The organism is Bradyrhizobium canariense (assembly GCF_019402665.1).
In the GTDB taxonomy this organism is placed as follows: Bacteria; Pseudomonadota; Alphaproteobacteria; order Rhizobiales; family Xanthobacteraceae; genus Bradyrhizobium; species Bradyrhizobium canariense.
The window spans coordinates 51,403-72,111 of the sequence record NZ_VSST01000079.1; the positions used below are offsets into that span (position 1 = coordinate 51,403).

The window sequence follows — 20,709 nt, forward strand, 5'->3', positions numbered from 1 at the left end:
ATTTCGGTGTGCGTAGCTCGGATGGAGCGGAGCGCAATCCGACGTCTTCAAAGCAGAGGGGCCGTCCCGGATTTCGCTTGCGCTCCATCCGGGCGGGCGTCGCGCTTACGCGGCGGTGGAAGCCTTCCGCGCCGCCTTCTCCTGCGCGGCGGCGGCCTCGTCCTTGCGGATCTCCGACAGGCGCTTCTGCACTTCCGCGGAGAAGATGTACTGCGCCGGGCGCTGCTTGCTCATGTCGATCTCCGGGGCCATCGGACCCGTGGTCCTGATCCCGCGCAGCGACACCCACATTGCCTTCAGCGGATTGTTGATGGCCGCGGTCGCCGCGGTCGGCTCGTAGCCGCAATGGGCCATACAGTCGGCGCACTTCTCGTACTTGCCGGTGCCGTAGGTCTCCCAGTCGGTGGTGTCCATCAGCTCCTTGAAGGTTTTTGCGTAGCCTTCACCGAGCAAATAGCAGGGCTTCTGCCAGCCGAAGATGTTGCGCGCGGGCATGCCCCAGGGCGTGCACTCGTATTCCTGGTTGCCGGCGAGGAAGTCCAGGAACAGGCCGGAATGCATGAAATTCCACTTCTTGCCCTTGCCCATCGCAAAGACGTCGCGGAACAGCTTCTTGGTCTTGGTGCGGTTGAGGAAGTGCTCCTGGTCGGGCGCCCGCTCATAGGCGTAGCCCGGAGACATCGAGACGCCGACGCCGAGCTCGACGGTGAGATCCAAGAACTTGGCGATCTCCTCGGCCGGATGGCCGTCGAAGATGGTGGCGTTGACGTTGACGGTGAAGCCGCGGGCCTTGGCCGCCTTGATCGCGGAGACGGCGCGGTCGAACACGCCCTTCTGCGACACCGCCTTGTCGTGGTGCTCCTTCAGACCGTCGAGGTGCACGGAGAAGAACAGGTAGGGCGAGGGCTCGAACAGATCGAGCTTCTTCTCGAGCAGCAGAGCGTTGGTGCAGAGCGAGACGAACTTCTTGCGCGCCACGAGGCCGCGCACGATCTCGCCGATCTCCTTGTGGATCAGCGGCTCGCCGCCGGGGATGGCGACCATCGGCGCGCCGCACTCGTCGGCCGCGTCCCAGCACTCCTGTGCGGTCATGCGGCGGTTGAGGATCGCATCCGGATAGTCGATCTTGCCGCAGCCGACGCAGGCGAGGTTGCAGCGGAACAGCGGCTCCAGCATCAGCACGAGCGGATAGCGCTTGCGGCCAAGCAGCTTCTGCTTGATCAAATAGCCGCCGATACGCATTTCCTTGAAGAAGGGGATAGCCATTACAAGTTTCTTTCTGGGCTTGAAATTCGGGTGGGTCAGCTCGCAGCCAGTTGGGCCGGAAGCCGGAATTCGATGTTTTCCTCGCGGCCCGGAAGCACCGAGACCTTGACCGGTCCGATCCGCCGCATCGCTTCGATCACGTCATCCACGAGTACCTCGGGCGCCGAAGCGCCGGCCGTGACACCGACGGTTCTGGCATCTTTCAACCACTCCGGATTGAGCGCGCTGCCGTCGGCAATCAGATAACTCGCGACACCGGCCTCAGTGCCGATTTCGCGGAGCCGGTTCGAATTCGAGCTATTGGCAGCGCCCACCACCAAGATCACGTCGACCAGCTTGCTCAAGTCCCTTACCGCAGATTGGCGGTTCTGTGTCGCATAGCAGATATCCCGGATATCCGGGCCTTGAATATCTGTAAAGCGGGCCTGCAGGGCCGAAATGATGTCCTTTGTGTCATCCACAGACAGGGTGGTCTGGGTGATGTAGGCCACTGGCGTATCCGCCGGCAGCTCAAGGGCCTTAACCTCTTCAACGCTTTGGACCAACAGTACGGGGGCGGGAACCTGGCCCATCGTACCTTCGACCTCGGGGTGGCCGGCATGGCCGATCAGGATCAGGGTGCGGCCCCTGGCGATGTAGCGCTTCCCCTGATTGTGAACTTTCGTGACCAGGGGGCAGGTGGCATTGAGCACCGGAAGGTCGCGCGCGGCCGCTTCTTCCTCGACGCTGCGGGCGACGCCATGAGCGCTGAAGACCGTCACAGCCTTCGGCGGCACCTCCGACAGTTCCTCGACGAAGATCGCGCCCTTGTTCTTCAGGCTCTCGACGACGTACTTATTGTGCACGATCTCATGGCGCACGTAGACGGGCGGGCCGTACTTCTCCAGCGCCCGTTCCACGATCTCGATCGCACGTACCACCCCCGCGCAAAAGCCGCGCGGTTGCGCCAGATAAACTTCCATTGGACGCCCATCACGCAAGTTGCACCAATCCGCTCTCAAGTTCAGGGGACACCCCGATACGAACCAATGAGTTGCAATATCCGCACCACCGGTTTCGCTCACGCGGTAGCCGCCCACCCCTGTCGGGGGCCCCGTGCATGGAGGCGCAATACTTTGTGTCAAAAAATCGGCAGCAAGGAAAGGTGGAATGAACTTTGGTTCCTCTGGGATCACTTTTACGGTATTATAGTAGAGGGATGTTTGGTCAGAAAAGCGGTGATATCGGTGTTTGCGCCTTCGTCACTTTCCCGCCTCAACTCCCCGGCTATACCGACCGCCCCGCATGATTTCGCCATGGTCTTCCGCCGTTTACCTCGAACCTTCTGACGGCGATAACCACTCAAAACAGCAATAGGTTTCGGCCGGGAACTCCGTTAAACAGCGGGCGTTTCCGGCAAGCTGTTAACCGCAGAAAGAAAAGTAGTGCTGCAAAGCGTCGTCGTTGCCATCGTCAGGGCCTGCACCCGGTTTGCCTCCCTCGTCGTCATTCTCGGGCTCCTGCTGGCGGTGGGGGCGGGCTATTACACGTCCCGGCATTTCGCCATCAACACCGATATCAATTCGCTGATTGCCCAAAATCTGGACTGGCGCCAACGCGACCAGCAGTTCGATCGCGCCTTCGACCGCGATGCGACGATTACGGCGGTGGTCGAAGCCAAAACGCCGGAGATGGCGACCGCGGCCTCGGACGCGCTCTATGCCAAGCTGAAGGACAACAAGACAGACTTCCAGTCGGTGCAGCAGCTCGGCACCGGCGAGTTCTTCGAGAAGAATGGCCTGTTGTTCCTGCCGACAGAGGAAGTCGCAAAGGTCACCAGCCAGTTCGAATCCGCCGCGCCTCTGATCGAGATCATGGCAGGCGATCCCTCGATCCGCGGCCTGACCGGGGCGCTGGAAACGGGACTTGCCGGCGTCAAGCGCGGGCAGGTCAAGCTCGACAACACCGAGCGGCCCTTCAACCAGATCGCGCAAACGGTCGAGACCGTGCTCAACAAGGGCAATGCGACCTTCTCCTGGCGTGAGCTCGTCAGTGACGAGCCGCTGACGGATTCGGACAAGCGCGCCTTCATCGAGTTCAAACCGATCCTCGACTACAACGCGCTGGAGCCCGGTAAGGGCGCAACCGACGCGATCCGCAAGGCCGCAGCCGATCTGGACTTTGCCACCAAATACCAGGCGCGGGTCCGGCTGACCGGGCCGGTCCCGATCGCCAACGAGGAATACGCAACCGTCCAGGAAGGCGCCGTCGTCAACGGCATCGGCACGGTTCTCGTCGTGCTGCTCATCCTCTGGCTGGCGCTGCATTCGGCGAAGATCATCTTCGCCGTGTTCGTCAATCTCTTCGTCGGTCTTGCGCTGACAACCGCCGCCGGCCTGATGATGGTGGGTTCGCTCAATTTGCTGTCGATCGCGTTCGCCGTGCTGTTCGTCGGTCTCGGCGTCGATTTCGGCATTCAGTACAGCGTCCGCTATCGCTCCGAGCGCTACAAGCACAACGACCTTTCGGGCGCGCTGATCCTGGCTGCCAAGCGCTCGGCAATTCCGTTGTCGCTGGCGGCAATGGCGACCGCGGCCGGCTTCCTCTGCTTCATCCCCACCGACTACAAGGGTATTGCCGAACTCGGGCAGATCGCCGGCGTCGGCATGCTGGTCGCGTTCGTCACCAGCATCACCGTGCTGCCGGCGATGCTGAAGCTGTTGAACCCGCCCGGCGAGAAGGAGCCGGTCGGCTACGCCTTCCTGGCGCCGCTCGATCACTTCCTGGAGAAGCACCGGGTGCTGGTCGTCGGCGGTACGATGTTTCTGGCGGTCGCCGGCCTGCCGCTGCTCTATTACATGAAGTTCGACTTCAACCCGATGAACCTGCGCAACCCGAAGGCAGAGTCGATCGCGACCTTCCTCGATTTGCGCAAGGATCCCAACACTGGCGCCAATGCCATCAACGTGATGACCACGTCGGAAGAGCAGGCGAGGCAGGTGGAGGCGAAGCTGGAGAAGGTGCCGGAGGTGTTGCGCGTGATGTCGCTCAACAGCTTCGTTCCCGAAGACCAGGCGCCGAAGCTGAAGCTGATCGCGCAGGGCGCCAAGGTGCTGAACCCCGCGCTCAATCCCGACCAGATCGACGCCGCGCCCACGGACAAGGAAAACGTCGATGCGCTGAAATCCTCGGTCGACAATCTGCGCCGGACCGCAGGCGATGCGAAGGGCCCGGGTGCGGTCGCCTCGCGTCGGCTCGCTGACGCGCTGGAAAAGCTCGCCAATGGCGATGAAGCCACGCGGAACAAGGCGCAGGACGTGTTCGTCGCGCCGATGAAGATCGTGTTCGACCAGCTCCGGAACGCGATGCAAGCCGAGCCGGTTACCCTGAAGTCATTGCCGGCAGATCTCGTCAGCGCCTGGAAGAGCAAGGACGGCATCATCCGGGTCGAGGCGCTGCCGAAGGGCGATCCCAACGACAACGACACGCTGCGCAAATTTGCGGCGGCGGTGCTCGTTGCCGAGCCGACCGCGATCGGCGGTCCGGTCTCGATCCTGAAATCCGGCGACACCGTGGTGAAGGCGTTCATCCATGCGGGAATCTACGCGCTGCTGGTGATCGGCCTGCTGCTGTGGATCACGCTGCGCCGGTTCGTCGACGTGTTGATGACGCTGGTGCCGCTGCTGGTGGCCGGCGCGGTGACGCTCGAGATCTGCGTGCTGATCGGCTTGCCGCTCAACTTCGCCAATATCGTCGCGTTTCCGCTGCTGCTCGGCGTCGGCGTGGCCTTCAAGATCTACTATGTCGTGGCCTGGCGCTCGGGCAGGACAAACCTGCTCCAGACCAGCCTGACGCGCGCGATATTTTTCAGCGCGCTGACAACGGCGACCGCGTTCGGCAGCCTTTGGCTGTCGAGCCATCCCGGCACGTCCAGCATGGGCAAGCTGCTCGCGCTGTCGCTGGTGACGACGCTCGCCGCCGTGCTGCTGTTTCAGCCCGCCCTAATGGGCAAACCCCGCAATCTCAGGGAGTAGGCAGATGTCGCCGACCTGGTCGGCGGCGCCCTTCTGACCGGGTTTGGCACTGCCGGCGGCCTTCGGGGCTGCGGGCGCGGGCTGCGCCGCCGTAGCGCCCGTCGTTCCCGGGGCTTTCGGCGCCGCGCCGGCGGGCTTCGGCGCGCCCTTGGCCATGGCGTTGGCGGAGCTCAAGGGAATCGGGGGGCTGACCCGGGTCCAGGTCTCGCCACCGCACAGGAACCCCATCACGCAGCCCTTGATCTCGAGCTGGTCGGTGCCAACCGGCGTGATGGTCGCGCTGTAGAGCTGGCCGTCCTTGGCGTTGTAGACCTGACCTTCCCACTGCTCGGCGCCGGGCTTTTTCTTCATGTCGATCAGGGTCGCCATGCCCAGCGTGGGCCGGGTCTTTTTCGACGCGTCCGGATTGTTCTCGTCGCGGCCGCCGGGCTGTTTTTCCCAGGAAACCGCGCCCCACATGCTGCCATTGCATTGGGCGACACGAATGTTGGCAACGCCGTCGGCAACCCGCCAGTCGCCGGTCGGATCGGCGGCGAGCGCCGGGGCCAGGCAGGTGTAACCGCCAGCCAGTATTAGTCCGGTGTAAAGGGCTAAACGCATGATAGTTCCTTGGCAGTGCAACATGGTCTAAAGCTCTGCTTGCGAAGATGGTCCGAAAAAGGGCAAAAGGCCGCACAGACCGTTTTCAGCGACGTTCCGTTTTCAGTTGACGAGACGGCCCTCAACCGAAGTATGTAGCGGATGCACAGCCCAAATCCAGACATGTCTCAGCTGTTCGCGGACCGCCAGGCCCAGCGCAGCGCCCTGCATAATCGGCATCTGAACGAGCAGTTCGTTCGGGTTCTGAAGACCATCGGCTACGATGTCGGCTTCCAGAAGGGGCAGGGGCAGTACCTCTACGACCGCGACGGGGCGCGCTATCTCGACCTCTTGTCCGGTTTTGGCGTGTTTGCGATCGGGCGCAATCATCCTGTCATGCGTGAGGCGCTCAAGAGCGTGCTCGATGCCGACCTGCCGAACCTCGTCCAATTCGACGTCTCGGTGCTTGCCGGCGTGCTCGCTGAGCGGCTTTTGAAGTACGTCCCCTATCTCGACAAGGCCTTCTTCGCCAATTCCGGCGCCGAATGCGTCGAAGCCGCGATCAAGTTCGCCCGCGGCGCCACCGGCCGTCCGGGGATCGTCTATTGTGCCCACGGCTATCACGGCCTGACCTATGGCGCGCTGTCGCTGACCGGTGATTCGAACTTCCGCACCGGCTTCGAGCCGTTGCTGCCGGGCTGCACCTCGATCCCGTTCAACGATCTCGCCGCTCTTGAAAAGGCGCTGGCCTCGCGCGAGGTGGCGGCCTTCGTCGTCGAGCCGATCCAGGGCAAGGGCGTCAACATGCCCACCGACGAGTTCCTGCCGGGTGCGGCTGCGCTCTGCAAGAAATACGGGACGCTGTTCGTCGCCGACGAGATCCAGACCGGCATGGGCCGCACCGGCCGCTTCCTCGCGGTCGAGCACTGGAACGTCGAGCCCGACATGGTGCTGCTCTCGAAGTCGCTGTCCGGCGGCCACGTGCCGGTCGGCGCGGTGCTGACGCGCAAGAGCATCTTCGACAAGATCTTCAACCAGATGGACCGTGCAGTCGTGCACGGCTCAACTTTCTCCAAGAACGACCTGGCGATGGCTGCGGGCATCGCCACGCTTGACATCATGGAGTCCGAGAAGCTGATCGAGTCCGCCGCCAAGCGCGGTGCCGAGCTGCGCCTCGCGCTCACGCGCATGGTGCCCGGCTACGAGCTGTTGAAGGAAGTCCGCGGCAAGGGCCTGATGATCGGCGTCGAGTTCGGCCCGCCCAAATCGCTGCGGCTGCGGGCGTCCTGGAACGTGCTGGAGGCGGCCAATAAGGGCCTGTTCTGCCAGCTCATCACCGTGCCGCTGTTCAAGGACCACAAGATCCTCACGCAGGTCGCCGGCCATGGCAGCCACACCATCAAGCTTCTGCCGCCGCTCACCATCACCGAAGAAGATTGCGGCTGGATCGAGCGCGCCTTCGACGACGTCATCGCCGGCAGCCACAAGGTCCCCGGCGCGATCTGGTCGCTCGGCAAGACGCTGGTCGACAACGCGGTGCGGCGGTCGGCGTAAGGCCGAGGCGCTCAGGCGGCTTCAATCTTATTCGCCACTTCGATGTGATCGAGGGCCGCGGGAGGTGCCCGCCTCAATGGGCAAACACCGTATTGAAGAGCGCCAGGACGTTGCCGTCCTTCTCGACCGCAAGAATGGCGCGGCGTTGCGTCGCGTAGACGATCGGGATGTCCATCCAGGCTCTACTTCGGATCAGAAGCGAATTGTTTGCCGCGTCCTGCGGCACAGCGGACAGGCCGATCAGGAAATGCGTGTCGTCGACCTTCACCGACAGCGCGGCAATGGGCGCTCCCTTGGCCTGCTCGTTGGCCTTCATCAGAAGGCCCATGACCTGTTTGATCCTGCCGGCGGCGAAGTCCGGGGCGAAATCGATCTGCACCGTGTGGGTGGCTGGCAGTGCGGGGTCGAAATTGCGCCGGATGGAGAGCGTCATCTGCAGGTTCCGCGAAGGCACCTCGACATTCCCGCGTATCGTAACATCGCCTGATGGTGCGGAGGCATCGGTCGTCGGTTCTATCCGCCAAGTGATCTTTCCTTCTGCGCGATCACCCTTCGGGTTGCTCACGTCTTCCTCGTAGAGGACGGCCCGCATCGTGGTGGCGAGTCCGTCGCGGGCTGCTGCCGGCCCGGAAGCGGCGATCGTCCAGGCAAGCGCTGCGGCAAGGAGGAGAGGGCGCATCATGGCGCTTGAATTAGCAGCGCTCTCCCGAGCTCGCAATCAAAAGTTGTGAGTCTGACTTGCGGGATGCGCCGCTATCCCTCCACATTGGCCTTCATCGCCGCCTCGAACTTCTCGACGAACTCGGCGAGCTCGTCGGCGCCGAGATCGCTGATGGCCCAGAAGTTCAGGCCGCGATTGCCCCAGCGCCGGCAGTTGAAGCCCTGCATGGTTTCGGTCTTGGGCGCGCGGTATTCCGCGTTCGATGTCTGCGACACGAACAGATTGACCACGTGCTGCCGGCGCTTGTAGACGACCGCGCCGATGGCACGGGCGTCGATATAGTCGAGCCTGCCGCCGACCAGCGTAAAACCTTGCGCGGTGAGGTCGATCACGGGCGGGGCGACGTCGAGCTTGCCGTTGAACCACGGCTTGACCGTGTGCTGGTCGGTGGAGACCACGTCGATGAGGTGGCCGGCCTGGAGCGAGCGCAGATGCGCGGAGACGACCTCCGACAGGATGCGCTGCTGGTCGTCCTGGCGCAGCACCAATGCGACGACGCCGGAGGCGGCGAGCGCGGAGACTGCCGAGCCCATCGCAAAGCCGCGCAGCACGGAGCGGCGGCTCGGCTGTTGACGCTGCGGCTGCGGCAGCGAAGCCTCGATACGCGCACGCAGGCTCGCCGGTGCGGTGTAGCGCAAATCGGCATCCGCAAGCACGCGCTGCATGTCGCGTTGGGCCGAAAACTCCGCAGCGCAGGCCGGGCAGCTGGCGATATGGGCTTCGACCTCGCGCGCGTGGCCGGCATCGAGCTCATTGTCGAGCAGCGCGTGAAGCAGGATTCTTGCTTCGTCGCAGGTCATCTTGCTTGCTCCTCATCCGCCGTCCAGGCCGCGCGCAGCATGGCGCGGGCGCGGGCGAGGCGGGACATCACGGTGCCGACGGGTGCACCGACGGCCTCTGCGATTTCACGATAAGACAGGTTGTTGATCTCCCGCAGCACGAATGTTTCCTTGAACGGTTCGGCGAGCGCGTCGATCAGCTTGCGGATCGCGCCCGCATCGCGGCTGCGCAGCACTTCGGTTTCCGGGCTTGCCTCGGTCTCTTGCCAGATCGGCGTCTGCTCGGCAGCGCCGGGGGTATCCTCGATCGCGCTGTGCCTGTGTGCGCGGCGTGCATATTCGGCATTGCAGACGTTACGCAGGATCGCGAACAGCCAGGGCTTCATCGCCGGCCCGCGATAGCTATCGAAATGCTTCAGAGCGCGCAGATAGCACTCCTGCACCGCGTCCTCGGCATCGGAGGCGTCACGCAAGAGATAGCGCGCGAGCGTGTAGACGTCGTCGAGATAGGGCAGCGCCGCCTCGCGGAAGCGTTGCGCCTTCTGCAAATCGTCGTTAGCGGGCATCGCTCCTCGCTTTGCCTCTTGTTCTGCGCGTTGAGTCGTGTCGTCGCTGTTCGTCTCGTCCCTGTTCGTTTTGTCTCTGTGTGTGACCGAAGGCACACGAGCCCGGCCGGCGTGGGACCACCGGCCGGGCAAGACGTTGATGCCTTGGTTCGAGATGTTACTCAACCTTGATCATCCCCGTCATGTGCGGGTGCAGAGAACAAAAATATTTGTAGTCGCCCGCATTGGTGAAGGTGAACGAGAACTTGTCGTCAGTGTCCAGGGTCTTGGACCTGAATTTGCCGGCCGACACCAGGGTGTGCGGGATGTCGTCCCGGTTGGTCCAGGTCACGGTGGTGCCGACCTTGATCTTGAGCTCGGCCGGCTGGAAGACGAAATTGTCGATATGCACCTCCATGTCGTCGGCACGGGCGGTTGTGGCGGGTAACAGCATGGCCGCGGCCAAAGCGACACCGAAGTCGCGGCGATTGAGTATCTTCATTGTCAGCTTCCGTTAGCCCTGCATCAACCCTGGAGCGGCGTGTCGATGATCGCGAGCCGCTGCTCGTTCTGCTTGAAGTTGATGCTGGCAACGCCGAGCATCGCGCGGAGCTTTGCGTCCTCGACCTTCATCGGTCCGGGCGAGGGGGCAGCCCCGGGTGCCGGCTGCGGGAAGGCGGTGGAGCGGGCGGTGTGGAAGGTGACGTTGCCCTCGACCTTCTGCATCACCTGGTGAATATGCCCGTTCAGCACGGTGACCGAACCGAAGCCTTTCACCTGTTCCAGCGCGCGGGCGCCGTCCTCGGTGCCCCAGCCCCATTCGGGGTAGACCGTCCAGAGCGGGATGTGGGCGAACAGCACGATCGGCGTCGATTTCGACTTGCCGCGCAGATCGTCCTCGAGCCAGGCGAGCTGCTCGGCGCCGAGATTGCCGAGGCCTCCGGCCTTGAGGTCGACGACATTGACGAGGCCGATGAAGTGCACGCCGCCAGCGTCGAACGAATACCAGCCTGCGCCCTTTGTGCCGCGGCCGTAGCGCTCGCGATAGAATTTCACCTCCTCGTCGAGGAAGTCATGCTCGCCGGGCACGTAATGCACGTCGAGCTTGCTCTGCGAGATGATGCGATCGGCATTGTCGAATTCGGCGGCCTTCGACAGATGCGTGATGTCGCCAGTGTGGATCATGAACGACGGCTTGACCGGCATCGCGTTGATCTTGTTGATGGCTTCCTCGAGCGTGCCGAGCGCGTTGGGATTGGCCGGCTTGTCGAAGCCGACATGGCTGTCGCTGATCTGGAGGAAGGTCATTCCGGGCGCGGCCGCGGTCGCAGCTTGCGCGGAATCGATGATGCCGAGCGAGCGCGGCACGCCACCGGTGATGGTCCAAAGCACCCCGGTGCCGGCCCAGGTCATGCATTCAAGCACCTTGCGGCGGCTTAAGCCGTCCTCGCCGTGATCGTGTCCGCTCATCGCGCAGCTCCACTTCGCCCGGAATTGGGCTTCGGGGAGGTGATTGGGGGAGCGGGGGTCTTATTCCCGGACGCGATGACGTTTTCGTGAGGTGGTGGGACGCGTAGCCCGTATGGAGCGCAGCGGAATACGGGTCCAGACTTACGATACTCCCCGGATTTCGCTACGCCCCATCGGGGCTACGCATTCACTTCGCATCCTCCAAAATCATCGTCGCGCCTTTTTCGGCGATCATCGCGGTCGGCGTGTTGGTGTTGCCCGACGTGATGGTCGGCATGATCGAGGCATCGACAATGCGAAGGCCGCCGAGACCGTAGAAGCGCAGGCGTTCGTCGACCACCGCCATCGGATCGCTCACCGCGCCCATCTTCGCGGTGCCGACGGGATGGAAGATGGTGGTGCCGATGTCGCCGGCGGCCTTGGCGAGCGAGGCATCGTCGTCGCCGACGGCGGGGCCGGGCAGATATTCGCTCGGGCGATATTTTGCCAGCGCCTTCTGCTGCATCAGGCGGCGGGTGGTGCGGATGGCATCGGCGCCGACCTGACGGTCGTCATCCGTTGAAAGATAATTTGGCGCGATGATCGGCTTCTCGTCCGGCGCCGCCGAACGCAGACGTACGGTGCCGCGCGATGTCGGCTGGAGATTGCAGGCGCTCACCGTGATCGCGGGGAAGCGGTGCAGGGGATCGCCGAACTTGTCGAGCGATAGCGGCTGCACGTGGAACTGGATGTTGGCGCGTGCGCGCGTCGCATCGGAGCGGGTGAAGATGCCGAGCTGCGACGGCGCCATGGTCAACGGCCCGCGGCGACGGAACGCGTAATCGAGCCCCATCAGGCCGCGGCGGAGCAGATTGTAATAAGTCTCGTTCAGTGTGCGCACGCCCTCGACCTTGTAGATCGCGCGCTGCTGGAGATGATCCTGTAAATTGCGGCCGACGCCGGGCTTGTCCATCACGATGTCGATGCCGAGCGGCGACAGCCAGTCGGCCGGCCCGAGGCCGGAGCGATGCAGCACCTGCACTGAGCCGATCGCGCCTGCCGAGAGGACCACCTCGCGTTTCGCACGCGCCTCGATGATCTCGCCATTCTGGATGAAGCGCGCGCCGACGGCGCGGCCCTGTTCGATGATCAGCCGATCAACCAGCACATGCTTTTCGAGCCGCAGATTGGGGCGGTTCAGTGCCGGCTTGAGGAAGCCGCGCGCCGACGACCAGCGCCGGCCGCGCTTCTGATTGACGTGGAAATAGCTGGTGCCTTCGTTGTCGCCGGTATTGAAATCCGGGATGCGCTTGATGCCCATCTCCTCGGCCGCGTCGCCCACGGCATCGAGGATGTCCCAGGACAGCCGCGGCGCCTCGATGCGCCAGCCGCCGCCGGCGCCGTGGTGCTCGCTCGCGCCGAGGAAGTGATCCTCGAGCCGTTTGAACAGCGGCAGCACGTCGTCATAACCCCAGCCGGTCATGCCGAGCTGGCGCCAGTGATCGTAATCAGCGGCCTGCCCGCGCATCGAGATCATGGCGTTGATCGCCGAAGAGCCGCCGATCACCTTGCCACGAGGATAGGCGAGCGAGCGGCCGTTCAGGCCGGGCTCGGCCTCGGTCCTGAACATCCAGTCCGAGCGCGGATTGCCGATGGCGAAGAGATAGCCGACGGGAATGTGGAACCAGATCCAGTTGTCGTCGCCGCCGGCTTCGAGGACGAGGACGCGATTGCTGGAAACGGCCGACAGCCGGTTGGCGACGATGCAGCCCGCCGTGCCGGCCCCAACGACAATGTAGTCAAACTCACCTTCGAGCCGCCTTGGCATTCTTCTTCCACCCAACAGGAATCGTGCCCTGGCTTGTCCCAGGCATCCACGAGCTTTCCGTTCTAATAGTCAGACGTGGATGGCCGGGACAAGTCCGGCCATGCCTGTGAGTCAGGGCTACACCCCGATCCGCGCCAGTTGGGTGGACTGGTGCTTGCATGGTAGACAGGCCTGCATTTTCAACAAAGCTTGAGACCCTCCATGCCCATCGTGAACCGCGTCGCCGACCTTCAACCCGATATTCAGGCCTGGCGCCGGGACATCCACCAGCATCCGGAGCTGCTCTATGACGTCCACCGCACTGCAGCATTCGTCGCGAACCGCCTGCGCGAGTTCGGCTGCGATGAGGTCGTGACGGGCATCGGCCAGACCGGCGTGGTCGGCGTGATCAAGGGCAGCAAGCCGGCCGGCGAGGGCCTCAAGGCCATCGGCCTACGCGCCGATATGGATGCGCTCCCGGTCGAGGAGCAGACCAACCTGCCTTATGCTTCGAAGACTCCCGGCAAGATGCACGCCTGCGGCCATGACGGCCACACCGCGATGCTGCTCGGTGCTGCGCGTTATCTCGCCGAGACCCGCAACTTCGCCGGCGATGCGGTGGTGATCTTCCAGCCGGCCGAGGAGGGCGGCGCGGGTGGAGCGGCCATGGTCAAGGACGGCCTGATGGAGCGCTTCGGCATCGAGCAAGTCTATGGCATGCACAACGGTCCGGGCATTCCGGTGGGCTCGTTCGCGATCCGGCCGGGTCCGATCATGGCGGCGACCGACGAGGTCGATATCATGATCGAGGGTCTCGGCGGCCACGCCGCGCGGCCGCACAAATGTGTCGATTCCGTTCTGGTCGGCGCGCAAGTCATCACGGCGCTGCAGTCGATCGTCGCGCGCAGCGTCGATCCGCTGGAATCGGCCGTGATCTCGATCTGCGAGTTCCACGCGGGCAATGCCCGCAACGTGATTCCACAAACCGCGACACTGAGGGGCACCATCCGCACGCTGTCGCCGGAGGTGCGCAAGCTGGTCGAGAAGCGCGTACGCGAGGTCGTCGCGGGCGTGGCGCAGATCACCGGCGCCAAGATCGACCTGCGCTACCAGCGCAATTATCCGGTAGTGGTCAATCACGCCGCGGAGACCGAGGTGGCGAAGCGCATTGCCAAGCAAGTTGCGGGCGAAGCCAATGTGCTCGAGATGCCGCCGCTGATGGGCGGCGAGGATTTCGCCTATATGCTGGAAGCGCGCCCCGGCGCCTTCATCTTCTGCGGCAACGGCGACAGCGCCGGCCTGCATCACCCAGCCTACAATTTCGACGACGAGGCGATCGTCTTCGGCACGTCGTACTGGGTCAAGCTGGTGGAGGGCCAACTCGCGGCGTGAGGTCATTCCCGTCCATCCCTTCGTTGCCCGGGCTTGCCCCGGGCATTTTTCTTGATCCGTCACATCCATTTCAATTTTGACACTGTCAAGATTTGGCTTGACGATGCCCCTGTCCGACCCTTAGATATCTTTACGTTGTAAAGATCTCCTTCTGGTGGGCCTGTCGAAATTGCCAGCGCTCTTGCCTGCTCCACCGAGGGAGGTGTCAGTCAGGATCCAGGAAAGCCATGCCCGTCGTGAACCGCGTCGTCGACTTTCGACCCGACATCCAGACCTGGCGGCGGGACATTCACCAGCATCCGGAGCTGCTGTACGACGTTCACCGGACCGCAGCCTTCGTGGCAGACTGCCTGCGCGACTTCCGCTGCGACGAGGTCGTGACCGGCATCGGCCAGACCGGCGTCGTCGGCGTGATCAAGGGCAAGCGGCCGGCGAGCGCTGATATCAGGGTGATCGGTCTGCGCGCCGACATGGACGCGCTGCCGATCGAGGAGCAGACCAGCCTGCCTTACGCCTCGAAGATTCCGGGCAAGATGCACGCCTGCGGCCACGACGGCCACACCGCGATGCTGCTGGGTGCAGCCCGTTACCTGGCCGAGACCCGCAACTTCGCCGGCGATGCGATCGTGATCTTTCAGCCCGCCGAGGAGGGCGGTGCCGGCGGCGCGGCCATGGTCAAGGATGGACTCATGGAGCGTTTCGCCATCGATCAGGTCTACGGCATGCACAACGCCCCCGGCATTCCGATCGGGGCGTTCGCGATCCGGCAGGGCCCGATCATGGCGGCGACCGATGCGGTCGACATTAGGATCGAGGGCCTCGGCGGCCACGCGGCGCGTCCGCACAAATGCGTCGATCCCGTTCTGGTCGGCGCGCAGGTGATCACGGCCCTGCAGTCGATCGTCGCGCGCAGCGTCGATCCGTTGGACGCGGCCGTCATCTCGATCTGCGAATTTCACGCCGGCAACACCCGCAACGTCATTCCGCAAACGGCGGAGTTGAAAGGCACGATCCGCGTGCTGACCGCGGAGGCGCGCAAGCTCGTGGAGAAGCGCGTGCGCGAAATCGTGGCCGGCGTGGCCCAGATCAGTGGCGCCAAGATCGACCTGCGCTACAACAACAGTTATCCCGTGACCAACAACCACGCGGCACCGACCGAGGTGGCGCGTCGGATCGCCAAACAGGTCGTCGGAGACGCCAAAGTGTACGAGATGCCGCCGCAAATGGCCGGCGAGGACTTCGCCTACATGCTGGAAGCGCGGCCCGGCGCCCTTATCTTCTGCGGCAATGGCGACAGCGCCGGCCTGCATCACCCCGCCTATGATTTCAACGACGAGGCGATCGTTTACGGTACGTCGTACTGGGTCAAGCTGGTCGAGGAAGCGCTCGCGGCATCGTAAGACTCTTACTTCACCTCGCCCGGCTTGCTGGGAGAGGTCGGAATTCAAGCGCAGCTTGAATTCCGGGTGAGGGGACTCTCCGCGAGTCCGTCTCTCACCGTGATCGCGGAAGCGGCCCCTCACCCGAACCCTCTCCCCGTAAGAACGGGGAGAGGGAGTGGAGAGATCTTTCAGAAGATCCGCGAGAAGATCACGTACAGTGTGCCCGACAGCAGGATGGCGACCGGCAGGGTCAGCACCCAGGCCATCACCATGTTCCTGATGGTGGCGACCTGGAGACCCGAACCGTTCGCGGCCATGGTGCCGGCGACGCCGGACGACAGCACGTGGGTGGTCGAGACCGGCAGGCCGAATACGTCGGCGGCGCCGATCGTGGCGGCGGCGACGAGCTCGGCGGAGGCACCCTGCGCGTAGGTCAGATGGGTCTTGCCGATCTTTTCACCGACGGTCACGACGATGCGCTTCCAGCCGATCATGGTGCCGAGGCCGAGCGCGATTGCGACCGCAACCTTCACCCAGGTCGGGATGAACTTAGTCGCGCTGTCGAGCCCGCCCTTGTAGGCGTTCAAGGTCGCGACCTCTTCCTTGCTAAGGTCGTTTTCCTTGTCCTTCATCAGGAAGCGGATCGCTTCCGAGGTCAGGTACATGTCGTTGCGGGTGTTGCCGACGACTTCCGCCGGCACCTTGTTCAGCGAACCGTATTTCGCGACCTGCTCGCCGACATCCTTCACCAGCACTGCCAGCGAAGGATAGGTGCCTTCGCTGATGTGATGGGAGGTGACGTACTGCGTCACCGCAGGACGGGGATCGCCGATGATCGCATGGCCGGCGCCCTTGGCCGCAACCACCTTGGAGGCGGCTTCCGAAATCTTCGCGAACTGGGCGACCTGCGACTCCGGCAATGCGCGATTGAGCGCATAGGCCGTGGGCACAGTGCCGATCAGGATCAGCATGATCAGGCCCATGCCTTTCTGGCCGTCGTTCGAACCATGGGCGAAGCTGACGCCGGTGCAGGTCAGGATCAGCAGGCCGCGAATCCAGATCGGCGGGGCTTTGTTACCCTCAGGAGCGGCATAGAGCGCCGGGTTCTTGATCATCAGCTTGAGCAGCAGCAGCAGGCCGGCGGCGCAGACGAAGCCGACCAGCGGCGACAGCAGGAGCGCATAGCCGATCTCCGTGGCCTTGCCCCAGTCCACGCCCGAGGTGCCGTCGCGGCCGCGCATCAGCGCGTTCGCAACGCCGACGCCGATGATCGAGCCGATCAGCGTGTGCGAGGAGGAGGCCGGCAGGCCGAAATACCAGGTGCCGAGGTTCCAAAGGATCGCGGCGATCAGCAGCGCGAACACCATCGCGAAACCGGCGCTGGAGCCGACCTGCAGGATCAGCTCGACCGGCAGCAGCGAAACGATGCCGAAGGCGACGGCGCCGGACGAGAGCAGCACGCCGAGGAAGTTGAAGAAGCCCGACCACATCACCGCGACTTCGGCCGGCAGCGAGTGGGTGTAGATGACGGTCGCTACCGCGTTGGCGGTGTCGTGGAAACCGTTGACGAATTCGAAGCCGAGCGCGATCAGGAGCGCAACGATAAGGAGGATATAAGGCAGGTAGCTCGTGACCCTGGTGCCGGTCGCATCGACATCGGAATAGATGCTGTAGGCCACGTAGAGCAGGCCCGCGGCGAGGATGCCGAAGAACAGGATCAGTGTCAGCGGATTGAAGCCCTTGTCGAGATTTGGCCGCGAGGCCGGCTGGATCGGCGCGGGATCGGCTACCGCGCGGTCGAATGCAACATCGGTCATGTCTGGACGCCCCTTAACTTTCTGTAAGGGCTATTGTCCCCGATGGATTTGAAGGCTGGATGACAGGCGGCGCCTGAAAGCCGTTTTCCCGCCAGTATTCAGGCGGCGCGCGCGGCTTTCTTCTGTAAGCCGGCGGCGATCTTCAAATCTTCGACAAAGCGGTGATATTCCAGCAGTTTGGCCTCCGGATCGGGCAACCGCAGCAGATAGGACGGGTGCACCGTCACCAGCGCCTTGCGGCCGTCGGGCAGGTCTATGAGCCGGCCGCGGTTCTTTCCGATCGGGGTGATTTTGCCGAACACGCTCTGCGCCGCGGTCGCGCCCATCGCGACGATGAGATCGGGCTGGATAACGGAGACCTCCCGCTCATACCACTGTCGGCAGGCCTTTATCTCCGGCGTATTCGGCTTTTGATGCAGACGGATCTTGCCGCGCGGCACGAATTTGAAGTGCTTCACCGCGTTGGTGACATAGACCTTCTTGCGGTCGACGCCGGCCTCCTGCAGCGCCCGGTCGAGCATCTGGCCGGCCGGACCGACAAAGGGATGGCCGGCGAGGTCTTCCTTGTCGCCGGGCTGTTCGCCGACCAGCATGATATTGGCGGACTTCGGGCCTTCGCCGAACACGGTCTGGGTCGCGTCCTTGTAGAGATGGCAGGCGCGGCAATGGGCGGCCTCCTCGCGGAGCGCTTCGAGATCGTCGGTGGCGGTCTTGCGTTTCATCGGAGCCTCCGGCCGCTTTTGAGGCTTGTGCGGATCGGTTGCGGCATTGGCGATCATGGCGCCGGTCATGCGTTCGGCGTCCTCGATCAGGGGCTTAATGATCGAAGCCTCGGGCAGGTTCCTCCAATATTTCTTCGGCATCTCCGTTTGCATCGCCTTCACCTTCAGGCGGGCCGGATTGAAGATGCTGGCGTAGTAGCGCCGCCAGGTTTCCTCCAGCCGGTCTTCGCTCGGCGCCTCGCTCTTGCTGACGCCTGATGTGAAGGAGAGAGCGTGGCCATCCCAATGCGCGCACAAATCCGGCGTCAGGATCGACCAGGGCATGTCGGCAAAGCGCTTGGCGAAGAACGGCGCGGCGAGCTCGACGATGTGATGCTCCGGCTCGAACCACGCAACGTAGTGCGCTTCGCGTTCCCTGCCGATCTCGCGGAAGCGCACGAAGGCATGCATCTTGTGCTCGTCGCGGTAGACCGCCTTTGCCATGGCCGTGACTTGCGCGACATCGGGATCGGTCGCGACCTCGATGAGGTCGTGATTGTCCTTCAGCCGAAACAGCAGGCGATAGAGGATCGCGAAACGCTCGGGATCGCGATGCAGAATCGCGGCCTTGGCGAGCTCGACGAATTTTGCAGGCACGTTGAAGGTGCCGTCGCCACCCGCGGGCAGCGGAGACGGCGAGGGCGGCGCGAACAGCTCCGCTTCGCCGCCCCGCACGGCCCAGGTGATGTCGCCCGGCTTCATTTGATGAAGCACGAGGCTACGCGCGGCTTTGCGCCAGCCATCGAAATCGGTTTCGTTTTCGAGGATGATGTACTGCATCAGAAGCCAAATCCCAGTTGTGTTGCCGGCTTGAACCGTTCGATCAGCCGTGCCTCGTCGAGGCGGTGCGGCGCGGGCCGGTGATCGCTGAGGACGATGAACGGCAGCGCCTTGTTGCGGGGCACGTGCAGCCGCGCGAGGTCGGCGACGCGGATCGTGGTCGTGCGGCGCGCCGCGATGATGCGCTCGACCGCCTTGGTGCCGAAGCCCGGCACGCGCAACAATTCCTCGCGGCTGGCGCGGTTGACATCGAGCGGGAAGCGGTCGCGGTGACGCAGCGCCCAGGCGAGCTTTGGATCGATGTCGAGCGGCAGCATCGCGCTGTCGTCGACGATCTCGCCGACGTCGAAGCCGTAGAACCGCATCAGCCAATCGGCCTGGTAGAGACGGTGCTCGCGCAGCAAGGGCGGCGCGCGCAGAGGCAGCGCGCGGCTGGCATCGGGGATGGGGCTGAACGCGGAATAATAGACGCGCCTCAGCCTGTATGAACCGTAGAGATTGGCACTGGTGTGGAGGATGGTGTGGTCGGAAGCCGCGTCGGCGCCGACGATCATCTGCGTGCTTTGGCCGGCCGGCGCGAAGCGTTGCGGCTTGGCTTTCGTCTTCGCGCTGCGGCTTTCCTCGGCCTCGTCCAGCTTCAGCCGCAGCCGGCCCATGGTACGGCGGATCGCGCGCACGTCCTTCTCGGGCGCGAATTGCTGTAGGCTCGTCTCCTGCGGCATCTCGATGTTGATGGAGAGACGGTCGGCATATTTGCCGGCCTCGGAGATCAATGCATCGTCGGCCTCGGGAATAGTCTTGAGATGGATGTAGCCACGGAAGTGATGCTCCTCGCGCAGTTTTCGCGCGACGCTCACCACCTGCTCCATGGTGTAGTCGGGGTTACGGATGATCCCGGAGGAGAGAAACAGTCCTTCGATGTAATTGCGCCGGTAGAAGTCGAGCGTCAGCTTGATCACTTCGTCGATGGTGAAGCGGGCACGTGGCACGTTGGAGGAGGCGCGGTTGACGCAATAGAGGCAGTCGTAATTGCAGGCGTTGGTCAGCAGCACCTTGAGCAGCGAGATACAGCGGCCGTCCGGCGCGTAGGAATGGCAGATACCCATGCCGGGCGCGGTCGAGCCCATGCCCTTGCCGTCGCTGGAATCCCGCCTCTCGGTGCCGCTGGAGGCGCACGACGCGTCGTATTTGGCGGCATCCGCCAGAATCTCCAGCTTGCGTTGTACGTCCATGGTGGGATCCCCTTGATTCAGCTGACGAATCCGGATGAGCACCAATTCGATTGACTCCTCCGACCTCGTTAGCTTTATATTAGAACATATCATGAACAAATGAGCCAGCCGGTGGTTCTTATTTTTGAGAACCTCGGCAATCACTCTGAAGGAGCGGCGGGCATGAGCGGCGCACGCATCAGCGCGCTTGCGACCTTGCGCAGCCAGATCGAGCGCATCGAGACCGCGGAGGTCGTGCATCAGCACGACCGCGTCGCGCTCGGCCATAGCGAGGTGGACAGCGCGCTGCAGGGCGGGCTCGCGCGCGCGGCGATCCACGAGGTGTTTTGCGAGGGCCGTCAGGGCGCGGCCGCGACGGGGTTTGTCACTGGACTTGCGGGGCGCGTGAGTGCGCGCAAACCGCTGCTGTGGGTGCGACAGGATTTTTCGGAAATTGAAACAGGCGCGCTGTCGATGAGCGGGTTCGCCGAGCTCGGCCTCGATCCGCGCTGCGTGGTGATGGTGCGCGCGGCAGAAGTGGAGAGCGCGTTGCGCACCTCGGCCGATGCGCTCGCCTGCGATGCGCTCGGTGCGGTCGTGCTCGAACTCTGGGGCGAGACGCGGCAGTTCGATCTGGTGGAGAGCCGCAAGCT

General features: G+C 63.7%; 17 protein-coding genes. 5 read left to right on the forward strand and 12 right to left on the reverse strand.

All coding sequences use genetic code 11. The annotated features are described in order from the left end of the window. Positions 1-105 precede the first annotated feature (105 nt). Positions 106-1,266 (reverse strand): adenosyl-hopene transferase HpnH, encoded by a 1,161-nt coding sequence (gene hpnH, locus FXB41_RS33705; RefSeq protein ID WP_007593619.1) that lies wholly within the window; start codon positions 1,264-1,266, stop codon positions 106-108. Between the two features lie 35 nt (positions 1,267-1,301). Then, on the reverse strand, positions 1,302-2,228 hold the full coding sequence (gene ispH / locus FXB41_RS33710) for a 4-hydroxy-3-methylbut-2-enyl diphosphate reductase (RefSeq protein WP_219684809.1): 927 nt from the start codon (positions 2,226-2,228) through the stop codon (positions 1,302-1,304). A 462-nt stretch (positions 2,229-2,690) separates the two neighbouring features. Between ispH and hpnN the strand changes: the two genes are divergently transcribed. Further along, a complete protein-coding gene (gene hpnN, locus FXB41_RS33715) occupies positions 2,691-5,279 on the forward strand; it encodes a hopanoid transporter HpnN (RefSeq protein WP_007593617.1) in 2,589 nt (862 codons plus the stop codon). Here the strand turns inward: hpnN and FXB41_RS33720 are convergent. After that, complete coding sequence (locus tag FXB41_RS33720; protein WP_219684810.1) at positions 5,247-5,879, reverse strand: DUF2147 domain-containing protein; 633 nt, start codon at positions 5,877-5,879, stop codon at positions 5,247-5,249. The genes hpnN and FXB41_RS33720 overlap by 33 nt on opposite strands. Before the next feature lie 141 nt (positions 5,880-6,020). Between FXB41_RS33720 and hpnO the strand changes: the two genes are divergently transcribed. Continuing rightward, positions 6,021-7,412, forward strand: a complete 1,392-nt coding sequence (gene hpnO, locus FXB41_RS33725; protein ID WP_026233264.1) for an aminobacteriohopanetriol synthase HpnO — start codon at positions 6,021-6,023, stop codon at positions 7,410-7,412. A 73-nt stretch (positions 7,413-7,485) separates the two neighbouring features. Here the strand turns inward: hpnO and FXB41_RS33730 are convergent, their stop codons facing one another. From FXB41_RS33730 to FXB41_RS33755, 6 genes are all read right to left on the reverse strand, one after another. Further along, positions 7,486-7,845, reverse strand: coding sequence for a hypothetical protein (locus tag FXB41_RS33730; RefSeq protein ID WP_219684811.1), 360 nt, complete (start codon positions 7,843-7,845; stop codon positions 7,486-7,488). A gap of 320 nt (positions 7,846-8,165) precedes the next feature. Continuing rightward, the gene (locus FXB41_RS33735; protein WP_007593614.1) at positions 8,166-8,933 is read right to left on the reverse strand and encodes an anti-sigma factor family protein; all 768 of its coding nucleotides are present in this window, start codon (positions 8,931-8,933) and stop codon (positions 8,166-8,168) included. After that, positions 8,930-9,478 (reverse strand): sigma-70 family RNA polymerase sigma factor, encoded by a 549-nt coding sequence (locus FXB41_RS33740; RefSeq protein ID WP_007608103.1) that lies wholly within the window; start codon positions 9,476-9,478, stop codon positions 8,930-8,932. Before FXB41_RS33740 ends, FXB41_RS33735 begins: the two co-directional genes overlap by 4 nt. Positions 9,479-9,635: 157 nt before the next feature. Beyond that, entirely contained in the window at positions 9,636-9,959 is a 324-nt protein-coding gene (locus FXB41_RS33745; protein ID WP_219684812.1) for a cupredoxin domain-containing protein, read from the reverse strand. A 23-nt stretch (positions 9,960-9,982) separates the two neighbouring features. Next, positions 9,983-10,927 (reverse strand): metallophosphoesterase family protein, encoded by a 945-nt coding sequence (locus FXB41_RS33750; protein WP_007593611.1) that lies wholly within the window; start codon positions 10,925-10,927, stop codon positions 9,983-9,985. 187 nt (positions 10,928-11,114) lie between these two features. Beyond that, positions 11,115-12,734 carry a GMC family oxidoreductase gene (locus FXB41_RS33755; protein ID WP_219684813.1) on the reverse strand — a complete coding sequence of 540 codons (1,620 nt, stop codon included), beginning with the start codon at positions 12,732-12,734 and terminating at the stop codon, positions 11,115-11,117. 201 nt (positions 12,735-12,935) lie between these two features. Between FXB41_RS33755 and FXB41_RS33760 the strand changes: the two genes are divergently transcribed. Then, positions 12,936-14,105: a M20 aminoacylase family protein gene (locus FXB41_RS33760; RefSeq protein ID WP_219684814.1), complete on the forward strand. Its 1,170-nt coding sequence runs from the start codon at positions 12,936-12,938 to the stop codon at positions 14,103-14,105. Positions 14,106-14,332: 227 nt separating this feature from the next. After that, positions 14,333-15,505 carry a M20 aminoacylase family protein gene (locus tag FXB41_RS33765; protein WP_007593608.1) on the forward strand — a complete coding sequence of 391 codons (1,173 nt, stop codon included), beginning with the start codon at positions 14,333-14,335 and terminating at the stop codon, positions 15,503-15,505. Positions 15,506-15,675: 170 nt separating this feature from the next. Here FXB41_RS33765 and FXB41_RS33770 read toward each other — a convergent pair whose 3' ends face one another. From FXB41_RS33770 to FXB41_RS33780, 3 genes are all read right to left on the reverse strand, one after another. After that, the gene (locus FXB41_RS33770) at positions 15,676-17,304 is read right to left on the reverse strand and encodes an inorganic phosphate transporter (RefSeq protein ID WP_219684815.1); all 1,629 of its coding nucleotides are present in this window, start codon (positions 17,302-17,304) and stop codon (positions 15,676-15,678) included. 98 nt (positions 17,305-17,402) lie between these two features. Further along, positions 17,403-18,845, reverse strand: a complete 1,443-nt coding sequence (locus FXB41_RS33775) for a UdgX family uracil-DNA binding protein (protein ID WP_219684816.1) — start codon at positions 18,843-18,845, stop codon at positions 17,403-17,405. Beyond that, positions 18,845-20,077: a putative DNA modification/repair radical SAM protein gene (locus tag FXB41_RS33780; RefSeq protein ID WP_219684817.1), complete on the reverse strand. Its 1,233-nt coding sequence runs from the start codon at positions 20,075-20,077 to the stop codon at positions 18,845-18,847. Before FXB41_RS33780 ends, FXB41_RS33775 begins: the two co-directional genes overlap by 1 nt. 162 nt (positions 20,078-20,239) lie before the next feature. Between FXB41_RS33780 and FXB41_RS33785 the strand changes: the two genes are divergently transcribed. Further along, positions 20,240-20,709 (forward strand): ImuA family protein (locus tag FXB41_RS33785; protein ID WP_376707530.1); only part of this gene is annotated, 470 nt, incomplete at its 3' end.

What these genes read in the sequence shown, in the direction of transcription:
- FXB41_RS33745 (WP_219684812.1), bottom strand. Translation starts at nt 9,959, where the DNA reads ATGAAGATACTCAATCGCCGCGACTTCGGTGTCGCTTTGGCCGCGGCC.
- FXB41_RS33770 (WP_219684815.1), bottom strand. Translation starts at nt 17,304, where the DNA reads ATGACCGATGTTGCATTCGACCGCGCGGTAGCCGATCCCGCGCCGATC.
- hpnH (WP_007593619.1), bottom strand. Translation starts at nt 1,266, where the DNA reads ATGGCTATCCCCTTCTTCAAGGAAATGCGTATCGGCGGCTATTTGATC.
- FXB41_RS33760 (WP_219684814.1), top strand. Translation starts at nt 12,936, where the DNA reads ATGCCCATCGTGAACCGCGTCGCCGACCTTCAACCCGATATTCAGGCC.
- ispH (WP_219684809.1), bottom strand. Translation starts at nt 2,228, where the DNA reads ATGGAAGTTTATCTGGCGCAACCGCGCGGCTTTTGCGCGGGGGTGGTA.
- FXB41_RS33765 (WP_007593608.1), top strand. Translation starts at nt 14,333, where the DNA reads ATGCCCGTCGTGAACCGCGTCGTCGACTTTCGACCCGACATCCAGACC.
- hpnO (WP_026233264.1), top strand. Translation starts at nt 6,021, where the DNA reads ATGCACAGCCCAAATCCAGACATGTCTCAGCTGTTCGCGGACCGCCAG.
- FXB41_RS33735 (WP_007593614.1), bottom strand. Translation starts at nt 8,933, where the DNA reads ATGACCTGCGACGAAGCAAGAATCCTGCTTCACGCGCTGCTCGACAAT.
- FXB41_RS33750 (WP_007593611.1), bottom strand. Translation starts at nt 10,927, where the DNA reads ATGAGCGGACACGATCACGGCGAGGACGGCTTAAGCCGCCGCAAGGTG.
- FXB41_RS33755 (WP_219684813.1), bottom strand. Translation starts at nt 12,734, where the DNA reads ATGCCAAGGCGGCTCGAAGGTGAGTTTGACTACATTGTCGTTGGGGCC.
- FXB41_RS33730 (WP_219684811.1), bottom strand. Translation starts at nt 7,845, where the DNA reads ATGACGCTCTCCATCCGGCGCAATTTCGACCCCGCACTGCCAGCCACC.
- FXB41_RS33720 (WP_219684810.1), bottom strand. Translation starts at nt 5,879, where the DNA reads ATGCGTTTAGCCCTTTACACCGGACTAATACTGGCTGGCGGTTACACC.
- FXB41_RS33780 (WP_219684817.1), bottom strand. Translation starts at nt 20,077, where the DNA reads ATGGACGTACAACGCAAGCTGGAGATTCTGGCGGATGCCGCCAAATAC.
- FXB41_RS33740 (WP_007608103.1), bottom strand. Translation starts at nt 9,478, where the DNA reads ATGCCCGCTAACGACGATTTGCAGAAGGCGCAACGCTTCCGCGAGGCG.
- FXB41_RS33775 (WP_219684816.1), bottom strand. Translation starts at nt 18,845, where the DNA reads ATGCAGTACATCATCCTCGAAAACGAAACCGATTTCGATGGCTGGCGC.